Annotated in this window: 21 protein-coding genes; all 21 read right to left on the bottom strand. The window is 67.7% G+C overall.

All coding sequences use genetic code 11. The features are described from left to right. Position 1 precedes the first annotated feature (1 nt). The 21 genes from ACTJJX_RS01135 to dsbD all read right to left on the bottom strand — a co-directional run bounded on the left by ACTJJX_RS01135 (position 2) and on the right by dsbD (position 23,793). Positions 2–304, bottom strand: coding sequence for an urease subunit gamma (locus ACTJJX_RS01135; protein ID WP_003099389.1), 303 nt, complete (start codon positions 302–304; stop codon positions 2–4). A gap of 1 nt (position 305) precedes the next feature. Beyond that, a complete protein-coding gene (locus tag ACTJJX_RS01140) occupies positions 306–1,148 on the bottom strand; it encodes an urease accessory protein UreD (RefSeq protein ID WP_003123539.1) in 843 nt (280 codons plus the stop codon). A gap of 8 nt (positions 1,149–1,156) precedes the next feature. Beyond that, complete coding sequence (locus ACTJJX_RS01145; protein WP_003121119.1) at positions 1,157–1,609, bottom strand: GNAT family N-acetyltransferase; 453 nt, start codon at positions 1,607–1,609, stop codon at positions 1,157–1,159. An 83-nt stretch (positions 1,610–1,692) separates the two neighbouring features. Continuing rightward, positions 1,693–2,391: an urea ABC transporter ATP-binding subunit UrtE gene (gene urtE, locus ACTJJX_RS01150; RefSeq protein WP_003105134.1), complete on the bottom strand. Its 699-nt coding sequence runs from the start codon at positions 2,389–2,391 to the stop codon at positions 1,693–1,695. 136 nt (positions 2,392–2,527) lie between these two features. After that, positions 2,528–3,385 carry an urea ABC transporter ATP-binding protein UrtD gene (gene urtD / locus ACTJJX_RS01155; protein WP_003105136.1) on the bottom strand — a complete coding sequence of 286 codons (858 nt, stop codon included), beginning with the start codon at positions 3,383–3,385 and terminating at the stop codon, positions 2,528–2,530. Then, on the bottom strand, positions 3,382–4,461 hold the full coding sequence (gene urtC, locus ACTJJX_RS01160) for an urea ABC transporter permease subunit UrtC (protein WP_003105139.1): 1,080 nt from the start codon (positions 4,459–4,461) through the stop codon (positions 3,382–3,384). The genes urtD and urtC overlap by 4 nt, the downstream gene beginning before the upstream one ends. After that, positions 4,458–6,047 carry an urea ABC transporter permease subunit UrtB gene (gene urtB / locus ACTJJX_RS01165; protein ID WP_003105141.1) on the bottom strand — a complete coding sequence of 530 codons (1,590 nt, stop codon included), beginning with the start codon at positions 6,045–6,047 and terminating at the stop codon, positions 4,458–4,460. The genes urtC and urtB overlap by 4 nt, the downstream gene beginning before the upstream one ends. A gap of 146 nt (positions 6,048–6,193) precedes the next feature. Next, positions 6,194–7,459, bottom strand: a complete 1,266-nt coding sequence (urtA, locus tag ACTJJX_RS01170) for an urea ABC transporter substrate-binding protein (RefSeq protein WP_016852183.1) — start codon at positions 7,457–7,459, stop codon at positions 6,194–6,196. 424 nt (positions 7,460–7,883) lie between these two features. Then, positions 7,884–8,477 carry a MarC family protein gene (locus tag ACTJJX_RS01175; protein ID WP_016852182.1) on the bottom strand — a complete coding sequence of 198 codons (594 nt, stop codon included), beginning with the start codon at positions 8,475–8,477 and terminating at the stop codon, positions 7,884–7,886. Between the two features lie 243 nt (positions 8,478–8,720). Beyond that, complete coding sequence (retS, locus tag ACTJJX_RS01180) at positions 8,721–11,549, bottom strand: hybrid sensor histidine kinase/response regulator RetS (protein ID WP_003095412.1); 2,829 nt, start codon at positions 11,547–11,549, stop codon at positions 8,721–8,723. Positions 11,550–11,652: 103 nt separating this feature from the next. Beyond that, positions 11,653–12,942: a phosphoribosylamine--glycine ligase gene (gene purD / locus ACTJJX_RS01185; RefSeq protein ID WP_003121117.1), complete on the bottom strand. Its 1,290-nt coding sequence runs from the start codon at positions 12,940–12,942 to the stop codon at positions 11,653–11,655. Positions 12,943–13,045: 103 nt separating this feature from the next. Next, positions 13,046–14,653, bottom strand: coding sequence for a bifunctional phosphoribosylaminoimidazolecarboxamide formyltransferase/IMP cyclohydrolase (gene purH, locus ACTJJX_RS01190; protein WP_003105151.1), 1,608 nt, complete (start codon positions 14,651–14,653; stop codon positions 13,046–13,048). A 79-nt stretch (positions 14,654–14,732) separates the two neighbouring features. Continuing rightward, positions 14,733–15,056: a DNA-binding transcriptional regulator Fis gene (gene fis, locus ACTJJX_RS01195; protein ID WP_003121116.1), complete on the bottom strand. Its 324-nt coding sequence runs from the start codon at positions 15,054–15,056 to the stop codon at positions 14,733–14,735. Beyond that, a complete protein-coding gene (gene dusB / locus ACTJJX_RS01200) occupies positions 15,053–16,051 on the bottom strand; it encodes a tRNA dihydrouridine synthase DusB (RefSeq protein WP_003095402.1) in 999 nt (332 codons plus the stop codon). The genes fis and dusB overlap by 4 nt, the downstream gene beginning before the upstream one ends. A 203-nt stretch (positions 16,052–16,254) precedes the next feature. Then, positions 16,255–17,532 (bottom strand): DUF3426 domain-containing protein, encoded by a 1,278-nt coding sequence (locus tag ACTJJX_RS01205; protein ID WP_003161322.1) that lies wholly within the window; start codon positions 17,530–17,532, stop codon positions 16,255–16,257. A gap of 95 nt (positions 17,533–17,627) precedes the next feature. After that, positions 17,628–18,512: a 50S ribosomal protein L11 methyltransferase gene (gene prmA, locus ACTJJX_RS01210; protein ID WP_016852181.1), complete on the bottom strand. Its 885-nt coding sequence runs from the start codon at positions 18,510–18,512 to the stop codon at positions 17,628–17,630. Positions 18,513–18,592: 80 nt separating this feature from the next. Continuing rightward, entirely contained in the window at positions 18,593–19,459 is an 867-nt protein-coding gene (locus ACTJJX_RS01215) for an EI24 domain-containing protein (protein ID WP_003112326.1), read from the bottom strand. Between the two features lie 110 nt (positions 19,460–19,569). Then, complete coding sequence (gene accC / locus ACTJJX_RS01220) at positions 19,570–20,919, bottom strand: acetyl-CoA carboxylase biotin carboxylase subunit (protein ID WP_003095391.1); 1,350 nt, start codon at positions 20,917–20,919, stop codon at positions 19,570–19,572. 17 nt (positions 20,920–20,936) lie between these two features. After that, a complete protein-coding gene (gene accB, locus ACTJJX_RS01225) occupies positions 20,937–21,407 on the bottom strand; it encodes an acetyl-CoA carboxylase biotin carboxyl carrier protein (RefSeq protein WP_003110495.1) in 471 nt (156 codons plus the stop codon). 23 nt (positions 21,408–21,430) lie between these two features. Beyond that, complete coding sequence (gene aroQ / locus ACTJJX_RS01230) at positions 21,431–21,874, bottom strand: type II 3-dehydroquinate dehydratase (RefSeq protein WP_003095385.1); 444 nt, start codon at positions 21,872–21,874, stop codon at positions 21,431–21,433. A gap of 143 nt (positions 21,875–22,017) precedes the next feature. Then, positions 22,018–23,793, bottom strand: a complete 1,776-nt coding sequence (gene dsbD, locus ACTJJX_RS01235; protein WP_016852180.1) for a protein-disulfide reductase DsbD — start codon at positions 23,791–23,793, stop codon at positions 22,018–22,020. Positions 23,794–23,946: the final 153 nt, after the last annotated feature.

Consider the following 23,946-nt stretch of genomic DNA (forward strand, 5'->3'; position numbering starts at 1 on the left):
CTCAGGCGATGGGCTGGTGGACGGTCACCAGCTTGGTGCCGTCGGGGAAGGTGGCCTCCACCTGGATGTCCGGGATCATCTCCGGCACGCCCTCCATCACCTGCTCGCGGTTCAGCAGGGTGGTGCCGTAGTGCATCAGCTCGGCGACGCTGCGGCCGTCGCGCGCGCCCTCCAGCAGGGCGGCGGAGATCAGCGCCACCGCCTCCGGGTAGTTCAGCTTGAGACCGCGTGCCAGCCGGCGCTCGGCGAGCAGGCCGGCGGTGAAGATCAGCAGCTTGTCTTTCTCGCGGGGGGACAAGTCCATCTCAGGTACTCCAGATGCGTGGGGGAACGGCCTCGCGGCCGAGCAGCGCCGGCCGCAGCAGGCGCCAGAGTTCGATCAGCCAGGCTCGCGCGTGCAGCGCCTCGTCGGCCAGGCAGCGCGCCACCAGCAGGCCGCCGGGCAACTGGCTGAGGTTGCCGCGGCCGGCGCAGGGGAGCGCGCGGCAGCGTTGCAGCAGGTCGGTGTCGATCTCGCCGCTGGCGACCAGGGTCGCCAGCACCGGATGCCCGGCGAGGCCGATCGGCGAGTCGAGCAGGCGGTCGCCGCCGTCGATGCGCTGGCGCTCGTGCCAGAGCAGGCGGTCGTCGCGACGGATGTCCAGGGCCGCGACGAAGTGGCCGCTGGCGAAGCGCTCGCCGCTGGCCGGGCGGCCGAGCGCGACCATGTCCCAGTAAAACAGGCGGGCGTCGCCGCGCAGCTGGATACGGGTTTCCAGTTCGGCCTGGGCGCCGGCGAAGACGATGCTTTCCTGCGGCAGCCATTCCAGGGTGGCGCCGGGCTCCAGGTGGATCTCCAGGGTCTGCCGCGACGGGCAGGCGGCGCGGTACCACTTGGCCGCGCCGGGGCTGGTGAGCTGGGCCCAGGCGCGTTCGCCGAGGCGCACGTCGAAGGCCAGGCTGTCGCCGCCGGCGATGCCGCCGGGCGGATGCACGAGGATGTGCTGGCAGACTTCCGGGCCTTCGGCGTAGAGGTGCTTCTGCACCCGCAGCGGTCCGGAGTGGCGCCGCGTCACCGGGCGGGTGGCGTCGCCGGCGCGGGCGTAGGCCAGCTCCAGTTGGGCGTGCCAGGCGGGGTGGAAGCTCAGGTCGGGGAGGGCGGCGGTCATCGGTCGGGTCAGGCCAGGGCCTTGCGCATGAACACGCGGCGGAATCCCTCTTCCTGGCGGCGTTCGTATTCGAGGTAGCCGACCCTGGCGTAGAGCTCAATGTTTTCCGTCATCCGCTCATTGGTGTAGAGGTACAGCGAGCGGTAGCCGAGGCTCGTTGCGTCGCGCTCGGCACGCTCCAGCAGTTGTCGGCCGATGCCCTGGCCCTTGCATTCGGGAAGCACGGCGAGGTTGTCGACGAGGAAGCCGTCGGCGGTTTCCCGCGTCACCAGCAGGCCGACCGGCTGGCCGTCGTGCTCGGCGATGAGGACCCGGTCGCTGGCGATCACCTCGTGGTAGTCCTGGGTCATCGGCCAGGGCTTGCGGCCGATCACCGCGATCCACGGGGCATAGGCGGCGGCGACGCAGAGCGCGGCGAAGCCCGCGTCGGCCTGGACGGCCGGGCGCAGAGTGACGGTCATTTCGACCTCCTGCGGAAAGACGAGGGCATAGAGATTGCCAGCGCAGGCCCCGGTTGCGCCAGCGGCAGTGTGTCCCAGTCCGTTCAAATCGCCACCAGCCCGCGCACGCCCTCGCTCTCCATGTCGCGGCCGCGGCCCTGCTGGACGATCTCGCCGCGCGCCATCACCAGGTATTGGTCGGCCAGTTCGGCGGCGAAGTCGTAGAACTGCTCGACCAGCAGGATCGCCATGTCGCCGCGCGCCGCCAGGCTGCGGACGACCGTGCCGATCTCCTTGATCACCGAAGGCTGGATGCCTTCCGTGGGTTCGTCGAGGATCAGCAGTCGCGGCTGGCTGGCCAGGGCGCGGCCGATCGCCAGTTGCTGCTGCTGGCCGCCGGAGAGGTCGCCGCCGCGGCGCTGTTTCATTTCGCGCAGGACCGGGAACAGCTCGTAGATGAAGTCCGGCACCGCCCGGGCGTCCCTGGCGCTGAAACGGGACAGTCCCATCAGCAGGTTCTCTTCCACCGTCAGCCGGGGGAAGATTTCCCGTCCCTGCGGCACGTAGGCGATCCCGGCGCGGACCCGCTGGTGCGGCCTGAGTCCGGTGAGCGAACGGCCTTCCCAGGCGACCTGGCCCTCGCGGGCCGGGACCAGGCCCATCAGGCAGCGCAGCAGGGTGGTCTTGCCCACCCCGTTGCGACCGAGCAGGCAGGTCACCTCGCCCACCTTCGCCTCGAAGCTCAGGCCACGGAGGATATGGCTACCGCCGTAGTACTGGTGGAGCTTGTCGACTTGCAGCATGGTTCTCTTCCATTTGTCCCGTGATGGTTCTTCACTGCGATTCCCAACCTGGCTCGGCGGATAACCGCGAGCGGTCATTCGCCCTACGCGACGGGCGCCACTTGGCAGGCGCTACCCGCCGAGCGGATGGCTGGCGTCAGCGACCGAGGTAGACCTCGATCACCTGTTCGTCGGCCTGTACCTCCGCCAGCGAGCCTTCGGCCAGCACGTGGCCCTGGTGCAGCACGGTGACATGGTCGGCGATGCTGCCGACGAAACCCATGTCGTGCTCCACCACCATCAGCGAGTGCTTGCGCGCCAGGGACTTGAACAGCTCGGCGGTGAATTCGGTCTCGGCATCGGTCATGCCCGCCACCGGCTCGTCGAGCAGCAGCAACTGCGGTTCCTGCACCAGCAGCATGCCGATCTCGAGGAACTGCTTCTGGCCGTGGGACAGCAAACCCGCCGGACGCTGCCGCGACTCCAGCAGGCGGATGGTGGCGAGCACCTCCTCGATGCGTTCCCTCTGCGTGCCGTCGAGCCGCGCGCGCAGGCTGGCCCACACCGACTTGTCGGCCCTCTGCGCCAGTTCGAGGTTCTCGAACACGCTCAGGGCCTCGAACACCGTGGGCTTCTGGAACTTGCGGCCGATCCCGGCCTGGGCGATCTGCACCTCGCTCATGCGGGTCAGGTCGAGGGTGTCGCCGAAATACGCGGTACCGCTCTGCGGGCGGGTCTTGCCGGTGATCACGTCCATCAGGGTGGTCTTGCCGGCGCCGTTGGGGCCGATGATGCAGCGCAATTCGCCGACGCCGATGTAGAGGGTCAGGTCGCGCAGGGCCTTGAAGCCGTCGAAGCTGACGTTGATGTCTTCCAGGCTGAGGATGGTGCCGTGGCGCGCGTCCAGCCGGCCGCTGGTGGCGGCGCCCAGGCCGATGGCGTCGCGGCCGCTGCCGGCGGTATCGAGGCCGGGGTGGAAGGCCGGTTCGAGCATCAGGTGCGGGGTGGTCCTCATTGCTCCTTCTCCTTGCGCAGCAGGCCGAGCAGGCCGCGCGGCAGGTACAGGGTGACGACGATGAACAGCGCGCCGAGGAAGAACAGCCAGTATTCCGGGAAGGCCACGGTGAACCAGCTCTTCGCGCCGTTCACCACGCCGGCGCCGAGCAGCGGGCCGAGCAGGGTGCCGCGTCCGCCGAGGGCGACCCAGACGGCGGCCTCGATGGAGTTGGTCGGCGACATCTCGCTGGGGTTGATGATCCCCACCTGCGGCACGAACAGCGCGCCGGCGAGGCCGCAGAGCACCGCGCTCAGGGTCCAGACGAAGAGCTTGTAGCCGCGCGGGTCGTAGCCGCAGAACATCAGGCGGTTCTCGGCGTCGCGCAGCGCGGTGAGGACCCGGCCGAACTTGCTTCGCGCCAGGCGCCAGCCGAGCAGCAGGCTGGCCGCGAGCAGCGCGACGGTGGCGAGGAACAGGGCGGCGCGGGTGCCCGGCGCGGTGATCGGGAAGCCGAGGATGCTGCGGAAGTCGGTGAAGCCGTTATTGCCGCCGAAACCGGTCTCGTTGCGGAAGAACAGCAGCATGCCGGCGAAGGTCAGGGCCTGGGTCATGATCGAGAAGTACACGCCGCGGATCCGCGAGCGGAAGGCGAAGTAGCCGAAGGCGAAGGCCAGCGCGCCGGGCACCAGCACCACCAGGCACAGCGCCCAGAGGAAGTGCTGGGTGCCGGCCCAGTACCAGGGCAGTTCGTTCCAGGAAAGGAAGGTCATGAACGCCGGCAGGCTGTCGCCGGAGGCCTGGCGCATCAGGTACATGCCCATGGCGTAGCCGCCGAGGGCGAAGAACAGCCCGTGGCCGAGGGACAGCAGGCCGGCGTAGCCCCAGACCAGGTCGAGGGCGAGGGCGACGATGGCGTAGCAGAGGATCTTGCCGGTCAGGGTCAGGCTGTAGGCCGAGAGGTGCAGCGCGCTGTCCGCCGGCAGCAGGTGCAGCAGCGGCATGGCCAGCAGCGTGGCGAAGGCTGCGCCGAGCGCGATAGCGGTGACGCGGCCGCCGGCCCGGCGGGCGAGGGTGACGGTGAGTGGCTGGTTCAATCGATGACCCTCCCTTTCAGGGCGAACAGTCCCTGCGGGCGTTTCTGGATGAACAGGACGATCAGCGCGAGGATCAGGATCTTGCCCAGCACCGCGCCGATCTGCGGTTCGAGGATCTTGTTCGCCACGCCGAGGCCGAAGGCGGCGAGGACGCTGCCGGCGAGCTGGCCGACGCCGCCGAGCACCACCACCAGGAAGGAGTCGATGATGTAGCCCTGGCCGAGGTCCGGGCCGACGTTGCCGACCTGCGACAGGGCTACCCCGCCGAGCCCGGCGATGCCCGAGCCGAGACCGAAGGCGAGCATGTCCACGCGCCCTGTGGGCACCCCGCAGCAGGCCGCCATGTTGCGGTTCTGGGTCACCGCGCGGACGTTCAGGCCGAGCCGCGTACGGTTCAGCAGCAGCCAGGTGAGGAGCAGCACGAACAGGGCGAAGCCGATGATGACGATGCGGTTCCACGGCAGCACCAGGTTCGGCAGCACCTGGATGCCGCCGGACAGCCAGGCCGGGTTGGCTACCTCGACGTTCTGCGCGCCGAACAGCATCCGCACCAGTTGGATCAGCACCAGGCTGATGCCCCAGGTGGCGAGCAGGGTTTCCAGCGGCCGGCCGTAGAGATGGCGGATCACCGTGCGCTCCAGGGCCATGCCGATGGCGGCGCTGACGCAGAACGCCACCGGTAGCGCCAGCAACGGGTAGAGCGCCAGCCATTCCGGCGCCAGGCGCTGGAACAGCAGTTGCACCACGTAGGTGGAGTAGGCGCCGAGCATGAGCATTTCGCCGTGGGCCATGTTGATCACCCCGAGCAGGCCGTAGGTGATCGCCAGGCCGAGCGCCGCGAGCAGCAGGATCGAGCCCAGCGACAGGCCACTGAAGGCCTGGCCGAGCAGGTCGCCGACCAGCAGCCGGCGCTTGACCTGGGCCAGGCTGGTGGCGGCGGCGATGCGCACGCCTTCCTCCGGTTCCACCGCCGGGTCGAGCAGGTTCTCCAGGCGGGTTCGCGCCAGCGGATCGCCGGACTCGCCGAGCAGGCGCACGGCGGAAAGGCGTAGCGCCGGGTCGGGATCGCCGAGTTGCAGGTTGGCCAGGGCCAGGCCGAGGGCTTCCTTCACGCCAGCGTCGCTCTCGATCCGCAGGCGCGCTTCGAGCAGCGGCCGTTGCGCGGCCTTGGCGGTTTTCTGCAACTGCTGCGCGGCGGCCTGCCGCAGCGGCACTTCGTTGGCCACCAACTGGTGGCTGGCCAGGGCGGTGTTGAGCAGGCCGCGCAGGCGATTGTTCAGGCGCAGCGGCTTCGGCTCGCCGTCCGGCAGGGCGTCGCCTTCGGCGGCCTGGAAACGCTGGTCGGCGCCGAGGATGAATGGCTGCTGGCGGCTGTCCAGCGCAATGCGGTTGTGGCGCAGCGCTTCGAGAAAGGCCAGGCGATCGGCGTCGGGCGTCGCCGCCCAGTGTTCGAGCAGGTGGGCGCGACCGCCGTTGTCGGCAGCGGCGAAGTCCTGCGCCGGTCCGGCGTAGGCCGTCACCGCGAGAAGGGCGGCCAGGACCAGGACACAGGCATGGAGCGGGCGGGTGAGGAGGGCAAGGGGCATGCTGGGGTTCCTGGGCGACGTGCGGTATGGCCGGTCCCCCGCCCTCTCCCTGGAGGACGAGGGGGCCGTTAGGCGCGCGACCGGGGCGTTCCCGTTCCGTTCAGGGGAACGCCTGGTCAGGGGGGCAGGGTTCTTCACGGCAGAACTCAGTTGCTCTTCAGCGCATGCTCCGGCTTCTTCTCGTTGCCCGGGATGAACGGGCTCCAGGGTTGCGCGCGAAGCGGCTCGGGGGTCTTCCAGACCACTTCGAACTGGCCGTCGTCCTGGATCTCGCCGATCATCACCGGCTTGTGCAGGTGGTGGTTGCTCTTGTCCATGACCAGCGTGTAGCCGGATGGCGCCTTGAAGCTTTGCCCGGCCATCGCCTCGCGAACCTTGTCGACCTCGGTGCTGCCGGCCTTTTCCACGGCCTGCGCCCACATGTGGATGCCGACGTAGGTGGCTTCCATGGGGTCGTTGGTCACCGCGGTGCCGTAGTTCGGCAGGTTCTTTGCCTTGGCGTAGGCTTTCCAGTCGGCGACGAACTTCTCGTTGACCGGATTGCTCACCGACTCGAAGTAGTTCCATGCCGCGAGGTTGCCGACCAGCGGCTTGGTGTCGATGCCGCGCAGTTCTTCCTCGCCTACGGAGAAGGCCACCACCGGCACCTCGGTGGCTTCCAGGCCCTGGTTGGCCAGTTCCTTGTAGAAGGGCACGTTGGAGTCGCCATTGACGGTGGAGACCACCGCGGTCTTGCCGCCTGCGGCGAACTTCTTGATGTCGGCGACGATGGTCTGGTAGTCGCTGTGGCCGAACGGCGTGTAGACCTCCTGGATGTCCTTGTCGTCCACGCCCTTGCTGTGCAGGAAGGCGCGCAGGATCTTGTTGGTGGTGCGCGGGTAGACATAGTCGGTGCCGAGCAGGAAGAAGCGCCTGGCGCCGCCGCCGTCCTCGCTCATCAGGTACTCCACCGCCGGGATCGCCTGCTGGTTCGGCGCCGCGCCGGTATAGAAGACGTTCGGCGAGAGTTCCTCGCCCTCGTACTGGACCGGGTAGAACAGCAATCCGTTGAGTTCCTCGAACACCGGCAACACCGATTTGCGCGACACCGAGGTCCAGCAACCGAAGACCACCGCGACCTTGTCCTGGGTCAGCAACTGGCGGGCCTTTTCCGCGAACAGCGGCCAGTTCGACGCGGGATCGACCACCACCGCCTCCAGCTTCCTGCCGTTGACCCCGCCCTTGGCGTTGATCTCGTCGATGGTCATCAGGGCCATGTCCTTCAGCGTGGTCTCGGAGATCGCCATGGTCCCGGACAGCGAGTGGAGGATGCCGACCTTGATGGTTTCGGCGGCCTGGATGGACCAGGACAGGCCCATGGAAGCGATGGACGCGGACAGCGTGAAGGCCTTGAGCAGACTGCGACGTTTCATTGGTGTTGTTCTCCATTCACCAGCGGTCGGGGCGGCAGTTTTCAGGAGGCGTCGTGCTTGTCGTCGGGCATCCGTCCGGTGGACGGCGGGGTGCGCACTGCGGCCTGGATCTCTTCGTCGAGGCTCCAGAGCAAAGGCTGTGCCTCTTCTTGGCGCTGGCCGGTATCGGTCGGCGAAAAGGCGCCGCGAGTCGCCGGGGAAGCATGCCGAGCAGGCCTGGTTGTGCCGGGGAAGGCGGCGTTTTCAACGGGTTTTCGCCGGATATCGAGGGAGAAGGCGCCGTGGGCACCGGAAGGGGATGCGTCGCGCTGACCTCTCTCCTTGCCGCCGGCGGCGCGTCCATGGGAACGCCGTCGCTCCGTCCTGGCACCACCGCGGTGCGTCAGGGCGCGGCATCCAGGGCGTCCGCCTCAGGCTGGTGCGCTCAGCCTGGGAACAGCGAACCCTTCAGGCCGGTGACGATGATCTGCGCCGCCAGTGCGCAGACGAACAGGCCCATCAGGCGACTGACGATCTGTAGCCCCTGGTCGCCAAGCAGGCGTTCGATGCGGTCGGAAAGATAGAGCGTGGTGCCGAGGGTCAGGCAGGCGAGGAAGATCGCCACCAGGGAGATCAGCTTGGCCTCCCAGCCCTGGCCGACGCCCATCACCAGCAGCGCGCCGATGGTGCCGGGGCCGACGGTGAGAGGAATGGTCAGCGGGACGATGGTCACGTCCTGCTGCACGTTGTCGCTCTGCACCGCCGCGCGCCCCTGGGCCATGCCCACCGCGGAGATGAACAGCACGCTGCCGGCGCCGATGCGGAAGGCGTCGGCGGTGATACCGAAGAGGATGAATATGTAGCGGCCGAACAGGTACAGCGCGACGCTGGCGATCAGCGCCGCCAGGGCCACCCGCCAGGCCATGCGCTTGCGGTCGCGCGGGCCGAAGCCGCGGCTGAGGCTGATGAAGCAGGACAGCACGAAGAAGGGGCTATAGAGCACCAGCATCTTCAGGTAGACGCTGAACAGCAAATGCATGGAGGCGCTTCCGGTCCGGGTGTGGGCATGAGCATAGCGTGCGACGGGCCGGTGCGATGTCCGGCGGGTTGGCAATATGCCGGTTCGCGTGGCATGTGACAACGAGGCCGGATGTCGGCGGATAACGCCGTTGGCGTCATGCGCCCTAAGGGAGCCGGGACCACCGGGGCGTAGGGCGAATAGCCGCTTGCGGTTATCCGCCGTGGCGGAGGCCGGGTGCAGCGCCGGAGCACGTCGCTGCCCTCAGGAGGGCAGGGCGTCGCCCTGGCGGCGGCGATCGCGTTCGCCGACCCAGTAGGCGATCAGCTCACGCAATTGCGACAGCTCCACCGGCTTGGCCATGTGCCCGTCCATGCCGACCAGCCGCGCGCGTTCCTTGTGTTCGCTGAGGATGTGCGCGGTGAGCGCCACCACCGGGGTATGCGGGCGCTGTTCGTGGGCTTCCCAGGCGCGGAGCTGCTCGGTGGCGGAGAAGCCGTCCAGAACCGGCATCTCGCAGTCCATCAGCACCAGGTCGTACTGGGTCGCCTTCATCGCGCTGAGCGCCTCCTGGCCGTTGCTGGCGGTGTCCGGCTGGAGGTTGAGCTTGTTCAACATGCCGCGGATGACCTTGGTGGAGATGCTGTTGTCCTCGGCGACGAGGATCCGGAAGTCGCTCGGCAGGCTCGGCGCCTGCGCTTCCTTGGCCGGTTGCAGGTAGTTGGTGACGCCGCTGACGCCGCGCTGGGCGAGTTCGTCGGCGAGGGTCGCCTTCAGCGTGTAGCCGGCCACCGGCTTGGCCAGGATGCGCTTGATCCCGGCGTTGCGGGCGATGATCTTGCTCGGCGCGTTGCTGATCCCGGTGAGCATGATCAGCAGGATGTCGTGGTTGAGGTTGGGGTCTTCCTTGATCTTCGCCGCCAGTTGCATGCCGGTCATGCCGGGCATGTCCTGGTCGAGCAGGACCACGTCGAAGTACTCGCGCAGGTGCGCCTTGGTGCGCAACTGGGCCAGCGCCTCCTTGCCGGACGACACCGCGCTGACGTTCAGGCCCCAGCCGCTGCACTGCTGCACCAGCACCTTGCGGCAGGTTTCGTTGTCGTCCACCACCAGCAGCCGGGCGCCCTGCAGCGGGCCGTCGAGGTCGGCGGTGGGGTTCTCCAACTGCTGCGGGTCGAGCGGCAGGGTCAGCGACAGGGTGGTGCCCTGGCTGCTGCCGGACTGGATGCCGAACTCCCCGCCCATCAGCCGCACCAGTTGGCGGGCGATGATCAGGCCGAGGTGGCTGCCGAGCTTGCTGGCGGAAAGGAAGTCGCCGCTGTGCAGCTCGGCGGTGAGCAGCGCCTCGCGCTCCTTGGCGTCGAACGGGTGGCCGCTGTCCTGCACGGCGATGCGCAGGCGCGGTGTCTCGCCCTGGTCGTCGAGGGCCACCACCAGCAGGATCTCGCCTTCCTCGGTCTGCTTGAACGCGTTGTCCAGCAGGCTCAGGACCACCTGGCGCAGGCGCGTCGGATCGCCGCCGATGACCCGCGGCACCTGCGGCTGGGTGAAGCTGATCAGCTCGATGCGCTGCTGCTCGGCCTTGACCCGGAAGATATCCAGGCAGTCCTCGATCAACGCGTTGAGGTCGAACTGCACTTCGTCCAGCTCGATCTGCCCGGACTCCAGCTTGGAGATGTCGAGGATCTCGTTGATCAGCGTGAGCAGCTCGTTGCCGGCGCTGTGGATGGTCTGCACGTAGTCGCGCTGCTTCGCCGACAACGGGGTGCCGAGGAGCAGTTCGGTCATGCCCAGCACGCCGTTCATGGGCGTGCGGATCTCGTGGCTGATCTTGGCCAGGAACTCGGCCTTGGTCTGCAATTCCGCGGTGTGCGCCGCCTCGCTGGTGCGCTGTTGCAGGTTGAGCTGCTGGATCAGCCGCTGGCGTTCGGTGAGCGAGACGCTCAGGACCAGCCCGGCGAGGGTGGCGAAGCTGAACACGCCGAGCACCAGCCAGCCCGGATCGAGTTGCTTGGTGCCGAACAGTACCGGCAGGAACACCATGAAGCCGGCGTTGAACACGATCATCCCGGCAACGATCAGGCGCGCCGGCTGGTAGCCGCGATACCAGTGCCAGGCCGCGATCAGCGGGACGCTGAGCGAACTGAGGATCACCAGCAGGTAGATCAGCCAGCTGAACCAGAGTTGCTGGGTGAAGGCGATGATCGCGCCGACCGCCAGGATCAACAGCGCCTCGCCTTGCAGGAGGCGGTTCAGGCGGCTTTCCGCAGTGCCGCGGAAGAAGCTGCAGGCGAACCACAGCAGGCTCACCGCGGCGCCGAGGGCGCCGAGGTCGGCGGTCAGCGACTGGTTGAACTTGAGTCCCGGCAGCCAGAACGCCACCAGCCCCAGGTTCGCCGCGGCGCAGACCGCCAGCGCCGCGTGCACCGCCGCCAGCCACAGGCTGCTGGCGCTGCGCGAGTAGGCGAAGCGGATCAGGTTGTACATCAGCAGCAGGAGCATGCCGCCGAGCAGCATGCCGAAGGCGTAGGCGGGCTTCTCCAGGCCGACCAGGCCGGCTTCGTCGATCTGGTCGAACCAGGCCATCAGCGGATGGTTGGAGGTCATCCGCACGTACAGGGTCATCGGCTTGCCGTCGACCGGCAGCGAGAACAGGTAGGAGCGCGAGGGCAGCGGGCGCTCCTGGAACGGTCGCGACTCGCCGGTGTGCTGGTCCCGCACCAGTTGGCCGTCCTGCACCAGGTAGTAGTCCAGGTACTGCACCCGCGGGGCGAAGATCCATAGCCAGCTCGGCACCTTCTGCGCGGGAAGCTGGACCTGCAGCCAGACCGCCTGGGGGCTGGCGGGGAAGATGAAGGAGCGCTTGGCCAGCGGGCGGAACTGCTCCTTGCGCTGGAGGACGTCGGCGATCCGCAGTTGCGCGCTCTCGTCGCGCAGCAGGCGCCAGTTCTGGTTGACGCTGGGGGTGGTGGCGGTGGTTTGCAGGGGAACGCTGGAAACGCCGGCGTCGTCCGCGACCGCCGGCGACATCGGACCGAGCAGAAGCAGCAGGAAGCTGACGAGTAGTCCTATGGCGATCCGAAGCCGTACCACGGCGAAGTCCCTTCGAAGGTGAATGGCCGGATTATAGCCAAGTGGCCGTGGCAACGGCATAGGCCGCGGAAGCGCCATGCGGCGCCCGCGGCTTCGGGCCCGGTCAGGACTCGCCGCGCTCGCGGGCGATGGCACGGTAGCCGATGTCCTTGCGGTAGAAGCAGCCGTTCCAGCGGATCTTCTCGGCCAGGCGATAGGCCTGTTGCTGGGCGGCGGACACGCTCTCGCCGATGGCGGTGGCACAGAGCACGCGGCCGCCGGAGGTGACCACCTGGCCATCCTTCAGCGCGGTGCCGGCGTGGAACACCTTGCCGTCCAGCGCGGCGGCCTCGGCCAGGCCTTCGATGACCTCGCCCTTGGCGTAGTCGCCCGGATAGCCGCCGGCGGCCAGTACCACGCCCACGGTCGGACGCGGGTCCCAGGTCGCCTCGACCTTGTCCAGCGCCTTGGCCAGGGCGGCCTCGACCAGCAGGACCAGGGAGGACTCCAGGCGGACCATGATCGGCTGGGTTTCCGGATCGCCGAAGCGGCAGTTGAATTCGATGACCTTGGGCGCGCCGCTCTTGTCGATCATCAGGCCGGCATAGAGGAAGCCGGTATAGACGTTGCCTTCCTCGGCCATGCCGCGCACGGTCGGGTAGATCACTTCGTCCAGCACCCGCTGGTGGACCTCGGCGGTGACCACCGGGGCCGGCGAGTAGGCGCCCATGCCGCCGGTGTTCGGCCCGCTGTCGCCATCGCCGACGCGCTTGTGGTCCTGGCTGGTGGCCATCGGCAGCACGTTCTGGCCGTCGACCATGACGATGAAGCTGGCCTCCTCGCCATCGAGGAACTCCTCGATCACCACGCGCGAGCCGGCGTCGCCGAAGGCATTGCCGGCGAGCATGTCGCGCACGGCGGCTTCGGCTTCGTCCAGGTTCATGGCGACGATCACGCCCTTGCCCGCGGCCAGGCCATCGGCCTTGATGACGATGGGCGCGCCCTGCTCGCGCAGGTAGGCCAGGGCCGGCTCGACCTCGGTGAAGTTGCGATAGGCGGCGGTGGGGATCCGGTGGCGGGCGAGGAAGTCCTTGGTGAAGGCCTTCGAGCCTTCCAGCTGGGCGGCGCCGGCGGTCGGGCCGAAGATATCCAGGCCGCGCTCGCGGAACAGGTCGACCACGCCTGCCACCAGCGGCGCCTCGGGACCGACGATGGTCAACTGGACGTTCTTCGCGGCGAAGTCGGCCAGTTGCTCCAGGGCCAGCACGTCGATGGCGACGTTCTCGCACTTGGCTTCGGTGGCGGTGCCGGCGTTGCCCGGGGCGACGAAGACCTTCGCCACGCGCGGGTCCTGGGCGACTTTCCAGGCCAGGGCATGTTCACGACCGCCGCTGCCGATGATGAGTACGTTCATGGGGTTCTCCTGGCGCAACGGCGGGTAACGCGCCGCGTTATCCGCCCTGCGTGAAATTCGTGGGTAGGGCGGCTGACCGCATCGCGCTCAGCCGCCGTGATACTCAATGGCGGAAATGGCGCATGCCAGTGAACACCATCGCGATATCCGCCTCGTCGGCCGCCGCGATCACTTCGTTGTCGCGCATCGAGCCGCCCGGCTGGATCACCGCGGTGATGCCGGCCTTGGCCGCGTTGTCGATGCCGTCGCGGAACGGGAAGAAGGCGTCGGAAGCCATCACCGCGCCTTTCACTTCCAGGCCAGCGTGCTCGGCCTTGATCGCGGCGATCCGTGCGGAGTTGACCCGGCTCATCTGGCCGGCGCCGACGCCGACGGTCTGGCGGTTCCTGGCGTAGACGATGGCGTTGGACTTGACGAACTTGGCCACCTTCCAGGCGAAGATCAGGTCGTGGATCTCCTGCTCGGTGGGCGCGCGGCGAGTGACGATCTTCAGGTCCTCGGCCTTGATCATGCCGATGTCGCGGCTCTGTACCAGCAGGCCGCCGTTGACCCGCTTGAAGTCCCAGCCCGGGGCGCGCTCGGCTGGCCATTCGCCGCATTCGAGCAGGCGTACGTTGGCCTTGGCGGCGACCACCTCGCGGGCGGCGGCGGAAATCTTCGGCGCGATGATCACCTCGACGAACTGGCGCTCGACGATGGCCTTGGCGGTTTCGCCGTCCAGCTCGCGGTTGAAGGCGATGATGCCGCCGAACGCCGATTCGCTATCGGTGGCGTAGGCCAGGTCGTAGGCCTTGCGGATGCCGCCTTCGTCTTCCGGCACCACGGCGACGCCGCAGGGGTTGGCATGCTTGACGATCACGCAGGCCGGCTTGAGGAAGCTCTTCACGCATTCCAGGGCGGCGTCGGTGTCGGCGACGTTGTTGAACGACAGTTCCTTGCCCTGCAACTGGATGGCGGTGGAGACGCTGGCCTCGCCCTTCTTCGCCTCGACGTAGAACGCCGCGCTCTGGTGCGGGTTCTCGCCGTAGCGCATTTCCTGGGCCTTGACGAACTGACTGTTGAAGGTGCGCGGGAAGGCGCCGCGGTCGGCGGTGCCTAGGGTATCGCGGGTCTGGTCGATGGTACCCAGGTAGTTGGCGATCATGCCGTCGTAGGCGGAGGTGTGCTCGAACGCCTTGAGGGCCAGGTCGAAACGCTGGGCGTAGGTCAGGCCGCCGGCCTTGAGGGATTCGATCACGGCGGCGTAGTCGCCGGCATTGACCACGATGGCGACATCCTTGTGGTTCTTCGCCGCCGAACGGACCATGGTCGGCCCGCCGATATCGATGTTCTCGATGGCGGTAGGCAGGTCGCAGTCGGGCCTGGCCACCGTGGCCTCGAAGGGATACAGGTTGACCGCCACCAGGTCGATCGGCTTGATGCCGTGCTGCTCCATGACCGCGCCGTCCAGGTCGCGGCGACCGAGGATACCGCCATGCACCTTCGGGTGCAGGGTCTTCACCCGACCGTCCATCATTTCCGGGAAGCCGGTGTAGTCGGCCACTTCCACGGCAGAGATGCCGTTGTCCCGGAGCAGCTTGTAGGTGCCGCCGGTGGAAAGGATTTCCACGCCGAGGGCGACCAGCTCACGGGCGAAGTCGACGACGCCGGTCTTGTCGGAAACGCTGATCAGCGCGCGGCGGATGGGCAGGCGGGTGGTTTGGTCGGTCATTGCAAGGGTCCTGAGGGCTGGCTTCCGGCCGCGGGTGCCGGCCGGGACGCGCGCCCTTGGCCGGAGCCCGCCGCCGCTCTTAAAGAAGATCGTATTGCTTGAGTTTCTTGCGCAGGGTCCCGCGGTTCAGGCCGAGTAGCTCGGAGGCCTTGGTCTGGTTCCCCTTGACGTGGTTCATGACGGTTTCCAGCAGCGGCGCTTCGACTTCGCAGAGCACCATGTTGTAAACGTCCGTGACCGGCTGCCCTTCGAGGTGGGCGAAGTAGTTGTGCAATGCCTTCTCCACGCTGTCGCGCAGGGTCTGCCCTTCTTGCGTCGGCGTGGTGAGGTGCTGTTTCAGGTTGGCGTTGTCGCTCACGGGCGTTGTTCCACTCACTAAAGTCTCGGTCGTCATCGTTGTCATGCGGCCACCCCTGTTCCGTTGTTCTGGCGCTCGGCGAAGAACTGCCTGACGCTGGCGCACTGCGCATCCGTGTCCTGCAAACGATTGAACTGGGCGCGGAATTCCCTTGCGCCCGGCAGAGTCGCGAGATACCACCCCACATGCTTGCGGGCGATCCGCACACCCATTTCTTCCCCATAAAAAAGGTGCAGCTCCGCGAGGTGTTCGAGCAGGATGCTCTGCACTTCGGGAAGCGGCGCCGCCGGCAGGTGCTCGCCGGTCCGCAGGTAATGGTCGATCTCGCGGAAAATCCACGGTCTTCCCTGGGCGGCCCGACCGATCAGCAGGGCATCCACCCCGGTCTGCTCGATGACTTTCCTGGCCTTTTCCGGCGAATCGATGTCGCCATTGGCGAACACCGGTATCGACACGGCCTGCTTGATCGCCGCGATGGTCTCGTACTCCGCCTCCCCGGTGTACAGGTCGGCGCGGGTCCGGCCATGCACCGCAAGAGCCTGGATCCCCGCCTGTTCGGCGAGCTTCGCGACGGTGACGCCGTTACGGTTGTCCCGGTCCCAGCCGGTCCGGATCTTCAGGGTGACCGGTACGTCGACCGCCCTGACCACGGCATCGAGGATCTCGGCGACCAGCGCCTCGTCCCGCAGCAGGGCGGACCCCGCTGCCTTGTTGCATACCTTCTTCGCCGGGCAGCCCATGTTGATGTCGATGATCTGCGCACCGAGTTCCACATTGCGCTGCGCGGCCTCGGCCAGCATGGCCGGATCGCCGCCGGCGATCTGCACCGAGCGCGGCTCGTCCTCGCCATCGTGGATCAGGCGCAGGCGCGACTTGCGGCTGTTCCACAGGCGGACGTCGCTGGTCACCATCTCCGATACCACCATCCCGGCGCCAAGGCGACGGCAAAGCTGACGGAACGGACGATCGGTCACCCCGGCCATCGGCGCGAGGATCAGTCTGTTGGGCAGTGTATATGGGCCGATGCGTACCACCGACATGGGGCTTCCCTGTCTTGCGGTGCTGCGAAAAAAGGGAGGGCATGATACCCGCTCTGGATGACCGGATAAAGGCTGTTTTGGATAAATTCTGAACAGCCGATTCCTTAGTTCTTACAGTTGGAAGACGAGCGGCACTTGCGCCTGGCGCTCCGCGCGAGCGGGTGGGCGTAGCGGCCCGGCGGCGACCGGCGAGGTCTTTCCGGTCACTCCGGGGAATGGAAGCTCAGGCTGTAGTTCACCGCTTTCGGACCCGGGTCGAGGATGTCCAGCGACACGTGGATCGGTACCTGCGGTGGCATTTCCGTTCGTCCGGCCAGCTCGCCGCCGAGGTACTCGCCGGGCTTGAAGCGGCGATTGGCGATGAGGTGGCCGTTGAGGTCGGCGAAGCGCAGTTCCAGCAGCGGGAACGGCTGCGAGAAGCTGGCGCGATTGTAGATGATCGCGTCGACCACCAGCGCGCCGCTGAATTCGGGATGGCTGCGGACCACCAGGTTGCTGCTCCTGATCTGCTCCACGTCGACCTTGGAGGGAAGGGTGCAGCCGATTTCCGGGCAGAGCTGGGCGAACCAGGGGCGATAGGCGTCCTGGCGCGCCAGTTCGTCGAAATGGTAGGCGATGTACTGAGCGGCGAGACCGCCCAGCGCCAGCAGGATCAGCAGCAGCCAGCCGAGACGCCGCGGCCATTGGCGCCGGGGCTTCTCCCAGGCCAGTTGCAGTGGCTCGTCGCGCAACTGGTCGAGACTCTCGACCGGCGCCTCGTCCGGTTTGCGGGCGCTGCCCAGGGGCGCGACGGACTGTTCCTCGGCGCTTTCCTCGTCGTCTTCATCCAGGGCGCTCAGGCCGTGGCGGCGCTTGCCGAGGCTGGGCTCGTCGTCATCGTCGTCATCGAGGCTGAGGCGAAGTTCCGGCGGATCCTCGGCGCGGCGCAGCGGCACGAAGGATACCCGCTCTTCCGCCAGCGGTTCGCCGAGGCTCGGTTCCTGGCGCGGGTTGCCGCGCGCCGGCTGGGCCGGTTCGGCATCGGCGATCAGCGCCTCGGCCCAGCGTTCGTCGTGTGGATCGCGTTCGTCGTCGCGGCGCGCCAGCAGGCTCTCCGCCGGTCGCGGGGCCTTCTCGATGCTGGAGAACTCCTGGTTCAGCTCGAATTCGTCGAGCTTGGCCAGTTCCTCGTCGAGGTTGAGGCTGTCCAGGTCGAGGTCGTCATGGATCCACAGGGTTTCGTCGCGCGGGCGCGCTGCCGGGGGCGCGGCCGAGGTGGCGGCCGCGACGCTTGGCGCGGGTGGCGGAGCGGCGGCCGGCTTCGCTTCGGCTGCCGAAGGAGCGTTCGCGCGCGGCGCGCCACCGACCTGGTGTTGCAGGGCGTTGAAGACTTTCAGGCAGGTGCCGCAGCGGACCGCGCCATTGGCGGCGCCCAGTTGCGCGTCGTTGACGCGGAAACTGGTGCTGCAATGGGGACATTGGGTGATGACGCTTTCGCTCATGCGGCGATCCGTAGGGAAAATCCGGCGGCTAGTCTACCCCAAGCTTCTTGCACGAAGGCAGTGGGGCGGGATCAGTGGTGGCTGGCGGCGCGCCATCAATCGGCGCGGCGGCGGCCGCTGATGCGGATCCAGCCTTCGCGCTCGGCGGTCGGGTCGAGATCGAAGTGTGCGGAGTAGGCCTCGCGGACCTCCGCGGCCTGCTCGGCGAGGATGCCGGACAACGCCAGCAGGCCGCCGGGACGTACCAGGTCGGTCAGTTGCGGGGCGAGGGAAACCAGCGGGCCGGCGAGGATATTGGCGACCAGCACGTCGGCCTGTCGCTGCGGCAGGTCCGCCGGCAGGTAGACCGGGAACCGCGCGGGCTCGATACCGTTGCGCGAGGCATTGTCGCGCGAGGCTTCCAGGGCCTGTGGATCGATGTCGGTGCCGTCCGCCCGTTCGGCGCCGAGCAGCAGCGCGGCGATGGCGAGGATTCCCGAGCCGCAGCCGAAGTCGAGCACCTGCCGGCCGGCCAGTTCCTGGCCGTCGAGCCATTCCAGGCACAGCGCGGTGGTCGGGTGGGTGCCGGTGCCGAAGGCCAGGCCCGGATCGAGCAGCAGGTTGACCGCGTCCGGCTCGGGGGCGGCGTGCCAGCTCGGCACGATCCACAGGCGGCGGCCGAAACGCATCGGCTGGAAGTTGTCCATCCAGCTGCGTTCCCAATCCTGGTCGGCGATTTCCTCGACATGGTGCTCGGGCAGGTCGCCGCCGGTAAGCAAGGCGAGGTGGGCGAGCAGGGCGGTCTCATCGGTGTCCGCTTCGAACAGCGCCAGCAGGTGGGTGCGCGACCACAGCGGGGTGGTGCCGAGGTCCGGCTCGAAGATCGGCTGGTCTTCGGCGTCCATGAAGGTCACGGAGACGGCGCCGACTTCGAGCAGGGCGTCTTCGTAGGTTTCGGCCTGTTCCGGGGTGATGGCCAGGCGAACTTGTAACCAGGGCATGGGGCGACCTCTGTTGCGGCTGTAAACGAAACGGGCCGCCCAGGGGCGACCCGTTTTCCACCGCGCAAGCTTACTTGAGGCTAGCCGGCGCTGCCACTCTCTGCCGTGGCCTCGCCGCGCAGTTGCGCCAGGCCGCGATTGGCCAGGTGGCAGGTACCGCCGCCGAGCACCGCCGGCAGCAGCAGGTTGAGCAGCGGCACCAGCGCCAGGAGCAGTATCAGCAGGCCGAACAGCAACAGGCTGCCGCGGCGAGCACGAAGCACGGCGAGCTGCTCGCCGGCATCGGCCAGCCCGGCCAGCGTGGCGGGCAGCAGGAAGCGGATGTTCAGGTAGGCCAGCGCCAGCAGCAGGAGTACACCGTTGTAGAGCGGAACCAGCAGGCCGACCAGGATCGATCCGGAAACGCCCAGCCAGGGTGCCAGGCGGAAGCCGGCGGCACGCCACAGCGAGATCCTTTCGCCGGAGGCAGGTGCCAGTCGCGGGTAGCGTTGGCGGACCTGTTCCTTCAGTTGTCCGAGCAGGCCGATGCGCAGGCCCAGGCGGATGCCGAAGACGATGCTGGCGGCGTACAGGGCGACGAAGAACAGCGCGGCATAGCCGACGAAATAGAACGCCAGTTGCGCCAGTCCCGCCAGGCCGTTGAAGGCCGCCAGCGGATCGAAGTACGGGCCACCGCTGCCGGCCTCGATCAGCGAGCCGCTGGGGATCAGGGCGAAGTTGGCCACGCTGAATGCCGTGTACAGCGCGGCCCAGCCGCAGAGGCGGATGATCGGTTCGAAGAAATGCACGAACAGCCAGGTGCACAGCACGCTGACGAGAATGCACAGGCTCGCGGAGCGGAAGAGTGCGGCGGGTTGCAGGCTTTCCCTGAAACCCAGGGCGAAGCAGGTCGCGGCCTCGGTCGCGGCGGCCAGCGATTGGCGGTACCAGCGGCGGATGCGTTCCATGCAGGAGTCCGGTGGTGGAGGGGCGACGAGGATAGCACCGTTGGGGCGGCCGGCAGGCGGAAACGACAAGGGCCGCCCGGAGGCAGCCCTTGTGCGCAGCGACTGACGGATCAGTGCTTGTCCATACCCAGTTTCTTCTCCAGGTAATGGATGTTCACCCCGCCCTTGCAGAAGGCGGCGTCGCGCACCAGGTCCTTGTGCAGTTCGGTATTGGTCTTGATACCGTCGACGATCAACTCGTCCAGGGCATTGCGCATCCGCGCCAGCGCCTCGTCGCGGTCGGCACCGTAGGTGATGACCTTGCCGACCAGCGAGTCGTAGTTCGGCGGCACGCTGTAGCCGCTGTAGAGGTGCGAGTCGACGCGCACGCCGTTGCCGCCGGGGGCGTGGAAGTGCTTGACCTTGCCCGGGCTGGGCATGAAGGTCTTCGGGTCTTCGGCGTTGATCCGGCATTCCAGCGCATGGCCGCGGATGACCACGTCCTCCTGGCGGATCGAGAGCTTCTCGCCGGAGGCGATGCGCAGCATCTCCTTGACGATGTCGACACCGGTGACCATCTCAGATACCGGGTGCTCCACCTGCACGCGAGTGTTCATCTCGATGAAGTAGAAGCGGCCGTTCTCGTAGAGGAACTCGAAGGTGCCGGCGCCGCGGTAGCCGATCTCGATGCAGGCCTGGACGCAGCGGGCGAAGACTTCCTGGCGAGCCTTCTCGTCGATGCCGGGGGCCGGCGCCTCTTCGATCACCTTCTGGTGGCGGCGCTGCAGGGAGCAGTCGCGGTCGCCGAGGTGGATGGCGTTGCCCTGGCCGTCGGAAAGCACCTGGACTTCCACGTGGCGCGGGTTGGTCAGGAACTTCTCCAGGTAGACCATCGGGTTGCCGAACGCCGCGCCGGCCTCGGTGCGGGTCAGCTTGGCCGACTTGATCAGCTCGGATTCGTCGTAGACCACGCGCATGCCGCGACCACCGCCGCCGCCGGCGGCCTTGATGATCACCGGGTAGCCGACCTCGCGGGCGATCGCCAGGGCGGTTTCTTCATCTTCCGGCAGCGGGCCGTCGGAGCCCGGCACGGTGGGGACGCCGGCGCGCTTCATGGCGTCCTTGGCCGAGACCTTGTCGCCCATCAGGCGGATCACCTCGGCGGTCGGGCCGACGAAGGTGAAGCCGGAGCGTTCGATCTGCTCGGCGAAGTCGGCGTTCTCGGCGAGGAAGCCGTAGCCGGGGTGGATCGCGGTGGCGCCGGTGACCTCGGCCGCGGCGATGATCGCCGGGATCTGCAGGTACGACTGGGTGGCCGGGGCCGGACCGATGCACACCGATTCGTCGGCGAGCGACAGGTGCATCAACTCGCGGTCGGCGGTGGAGTGTACCGCCACCGTCTTGATCCCCAGCTCCTTGCATGCGCGAAGGATGCGCAAGGCGATTTCGCCGCGGTTGGCGATCAGCACTTTTTCCAACATCGCAGGTTCCCCGCGGCTTAGACGATGGTGAACAGCGGCTGGTCGAACTCAACCGGCTGGCCGTTCTCCACCAGGATCGACTCGATGGTGCCGCTAACTTCGGCTTCGATGTGGTTCATCATCTTCATGGCTTCGACGATGCACAGGATGTCGCCTTTCTTCACGCTCTGGCCGACTTCGACGAAGTTGGCCGAGGTCGGCGAGGCGGCGCGGTAGAAGGTGCCGACCATCGGCGAGCGAACCACGTTGCCGTTCAGCTTCGGAGCGGCCGGGGCGCTTTCCGCGGCAGCGGCGGCCGGAGCGGCGGCTGCCGGCGCCGGCGCGGCGACCGGAGCGGCGAAGGCCGGAGCCTGTGCGTACACCGGCTGGGCGGCGGTCTTGCTGTGGCGGCTGATGCGTACCGACTCTTCGCCTTCGCGGATTTCCAGCTCGTCGATACCGGACTCTTCCAGCAGCTCGATCAGTTTCTTGACTTTACGAATGTCCATTAGCGCTAGCACTCCCAGTGAGGTCAGGGGCGTTGAAGTTGTTCAAGGGCGGATTCCAGGGCCAGGCGGTAGCCTGTGGCGCCGAGACCGCAGATCACCCCTACCGCCACGTCGGAGAAGTAGGAGTGATGCCGGAAAGGTTCACGTTTGTGCACGTTCGACAGGTGCACTTCGATGAATGGGATGCTCACCGCAAGCAGCGCGTCACGTAACGCGACGCTGGTATGGGTGAATGCCGCCGGATTGATGATGATGAAGTCCACGCCTTCGTCGCGCGCGGCATGGATCCGGTCGATCAGTTCGTATTCGGCGTTGCTTTGCAGATGCAGCAGGTGGTGGCCGGCTTCGCGGGCGCGGCGCTCGAGGTCCTGGTTGATCTGCCCGAGGGTGGTCGAACCGTAGGTGCCGGGCTCGCGGGTGCCCAGCAGGTTCAGATTCGGCCCGTGCAATACGAGGAGGGTCGCCATTGTCTTGTTGATTGTCCTGTACAGGCTGCAAACGGCAAGCGGGCACTATGCCGGAATTTCCGTATGACTGTCCAGTCACTGTTAGATTGCAGTAGATCGCCGCATGTTGACCGGCAATTGCGGCAGAAGTATGTCAGCGCATGTCACTGCCGGGTAGCGGCCCGGCGCAGTCGTTCGGCGAGCCCGGCGGCGTCGATCTCTCCGATGACGCGCAAGTCGCTCCATTCGTCACCGCCCGGGGCGAAGAACAGGATCGCCGGCGGACCGAACAGGTTGTAGCGGTCCAGCAGGCCGCGCTGGGCCGGGTTGCTATCGGTGATGTCGAAGCGCAGCAGGCGGTAGGCCGGCAGTCGTGCCTGCACCGTGGGATCGGTGAGGACCTGGCGCTCGATGACCTTGCAACTGATGCACCAGTCCGCATACCAGTCCAGCAGCACCGGCTTGCCGGCCAGACGTGCCTCGGCCAGGGCGGCGTCCAGCTGCGCCGGGGTGGTCAGGTTCTGCCATTCGCCGGGCGTGCTCGGTGGCCCGGCGTGGATCGACGGCACCGAGCGGCCCAGCGGATGGATCGGGTCCGACTCGCCCTGCAGGGCGCCGATCCAGGCGGCCACCGCGTAGGTCAGGAACATCAGGCCAAGCAGTTGCAGCAGGCGGCGTGCGGCGCTCTTCGGGGTGAATTCGAGGGCGCCCAGGGCCAGGCCGGCGCCGCCGGCGAGCATGCCCCAGAGCATCAGCGCCACCGGGCCGGACACCACCCGCTCCAGCAGCCACACGGCGACCGCCAGCAACAGCACGCCGAAGGCGTTGCGCACGCCATTCATCCAGGCTCCGCTCTTGGGCAGCAGGGCGCCGCCGCCGGCGCCGAACACCACCAGCGGCGTACCCATGCCCAGGCCGAGGGCGAACAGTTGCAGGCCGCCCCCCCAGGCATCGCCGCTGGCGCTGATATAGAGCAGCGAGGCGGCCAGCGGGGCGGAGACGCAGGGCGAGACCAGCAGGCTGGAAAGCACGCCGAGGGTGGCCGCGCCGAGGATCGAGCCGCCGCGCGCATCGCCGGCCAGACGGTCGAGCGGTTCGCGGATGAAGCCGGGCAGGCGCAGCTCGAAGAAGCCGAACATGGCCACGGCGAACAGCGCGAAGAACGCCGCGAATGGCACCAGTACCCAGGGCGACTGCAATTGCGCCTGGAGATTGAGGCTGGCGCCGAACATGCCCATCAGCGCGCCGAGCAGGGCGAAGCAGAGCGCCATCGGCAGCACGTAGGCGAGCGACAGGACGAAGCCGCGACCACCGCCCGGCCGGCCGCGCAGGACCACTCCGGAGAGGATCGGCAGCATCGGCAGCACGCAGGGGGTGAAGGTCAGGGTCAGGCCGGCGAGGAAGAAGAACAGCAGGCTGCGCTTGCCCTTGTGCTCGAGCGGGCCCTTGCCGGCCGCGTCGCTCGCGGCTGGCGTCGCGGCACCGCCGTCGATGTCGAAGCGCCTGGTTTCCGGGGGGTAGCAGAGGCCCTTGTCGGCGCAGCCCTGGTACGTCACCACCAGGGTATAGGGCTGCCGGGCCGGGTTGTTCAGGGGAATCTTCAGGTCGACGATGTTGTAGTAGACCTCGGTATCGCCGAAGTACTCATCGTGGTGCTGCTTGCCAGCCGGCAGCTGCACCTGGCCGAGGCTGACCTGGGCTGGCTCGACCTTGAACTGGAAGCGGTGGCGGTAGAGGTAGTAGCCCTCGGCGTTGACGAAGCGCAGCAGCACGTGCTGCGCGTCGCTGCGCTCGACGCTGGGCTTGAACGCCTGGTCGACCTTGAGGAAGCCGCCGCCATCGAGGCCGCCGCCGAGGGAGGCGCCGGGACGGCTGTCGAACAGGCCCGCGCCGGCGGGCAGGGCGACCAGCAGGAGGATCAGGGTCAGCAGGCGGCGCATGGATATCTCGTCGGATCAAAAGCCGGAATGATAGCGGAAAGCCGGGCCCGATCGAGCCCCGTGCGGCTGATCAGGTCCTGCCCCGGTTCCGCTGAGCGGTATCCGACCGGTCCGAAGCCAGACGGTTCCTCTGGCGCCTTGCGGCACGTCGCC

The organism is Pseudomonas sp. 22490 (genome assembly GCF_052044465.1).
GTDB classification, from domain to species: domain Bacteria; phylum Pseudomonadota; class Gammaproteobacteria; order Pseudomonadales; family Pseudomonadaceae; genus Pseudomonas; species Pseudomonas aeruginosa.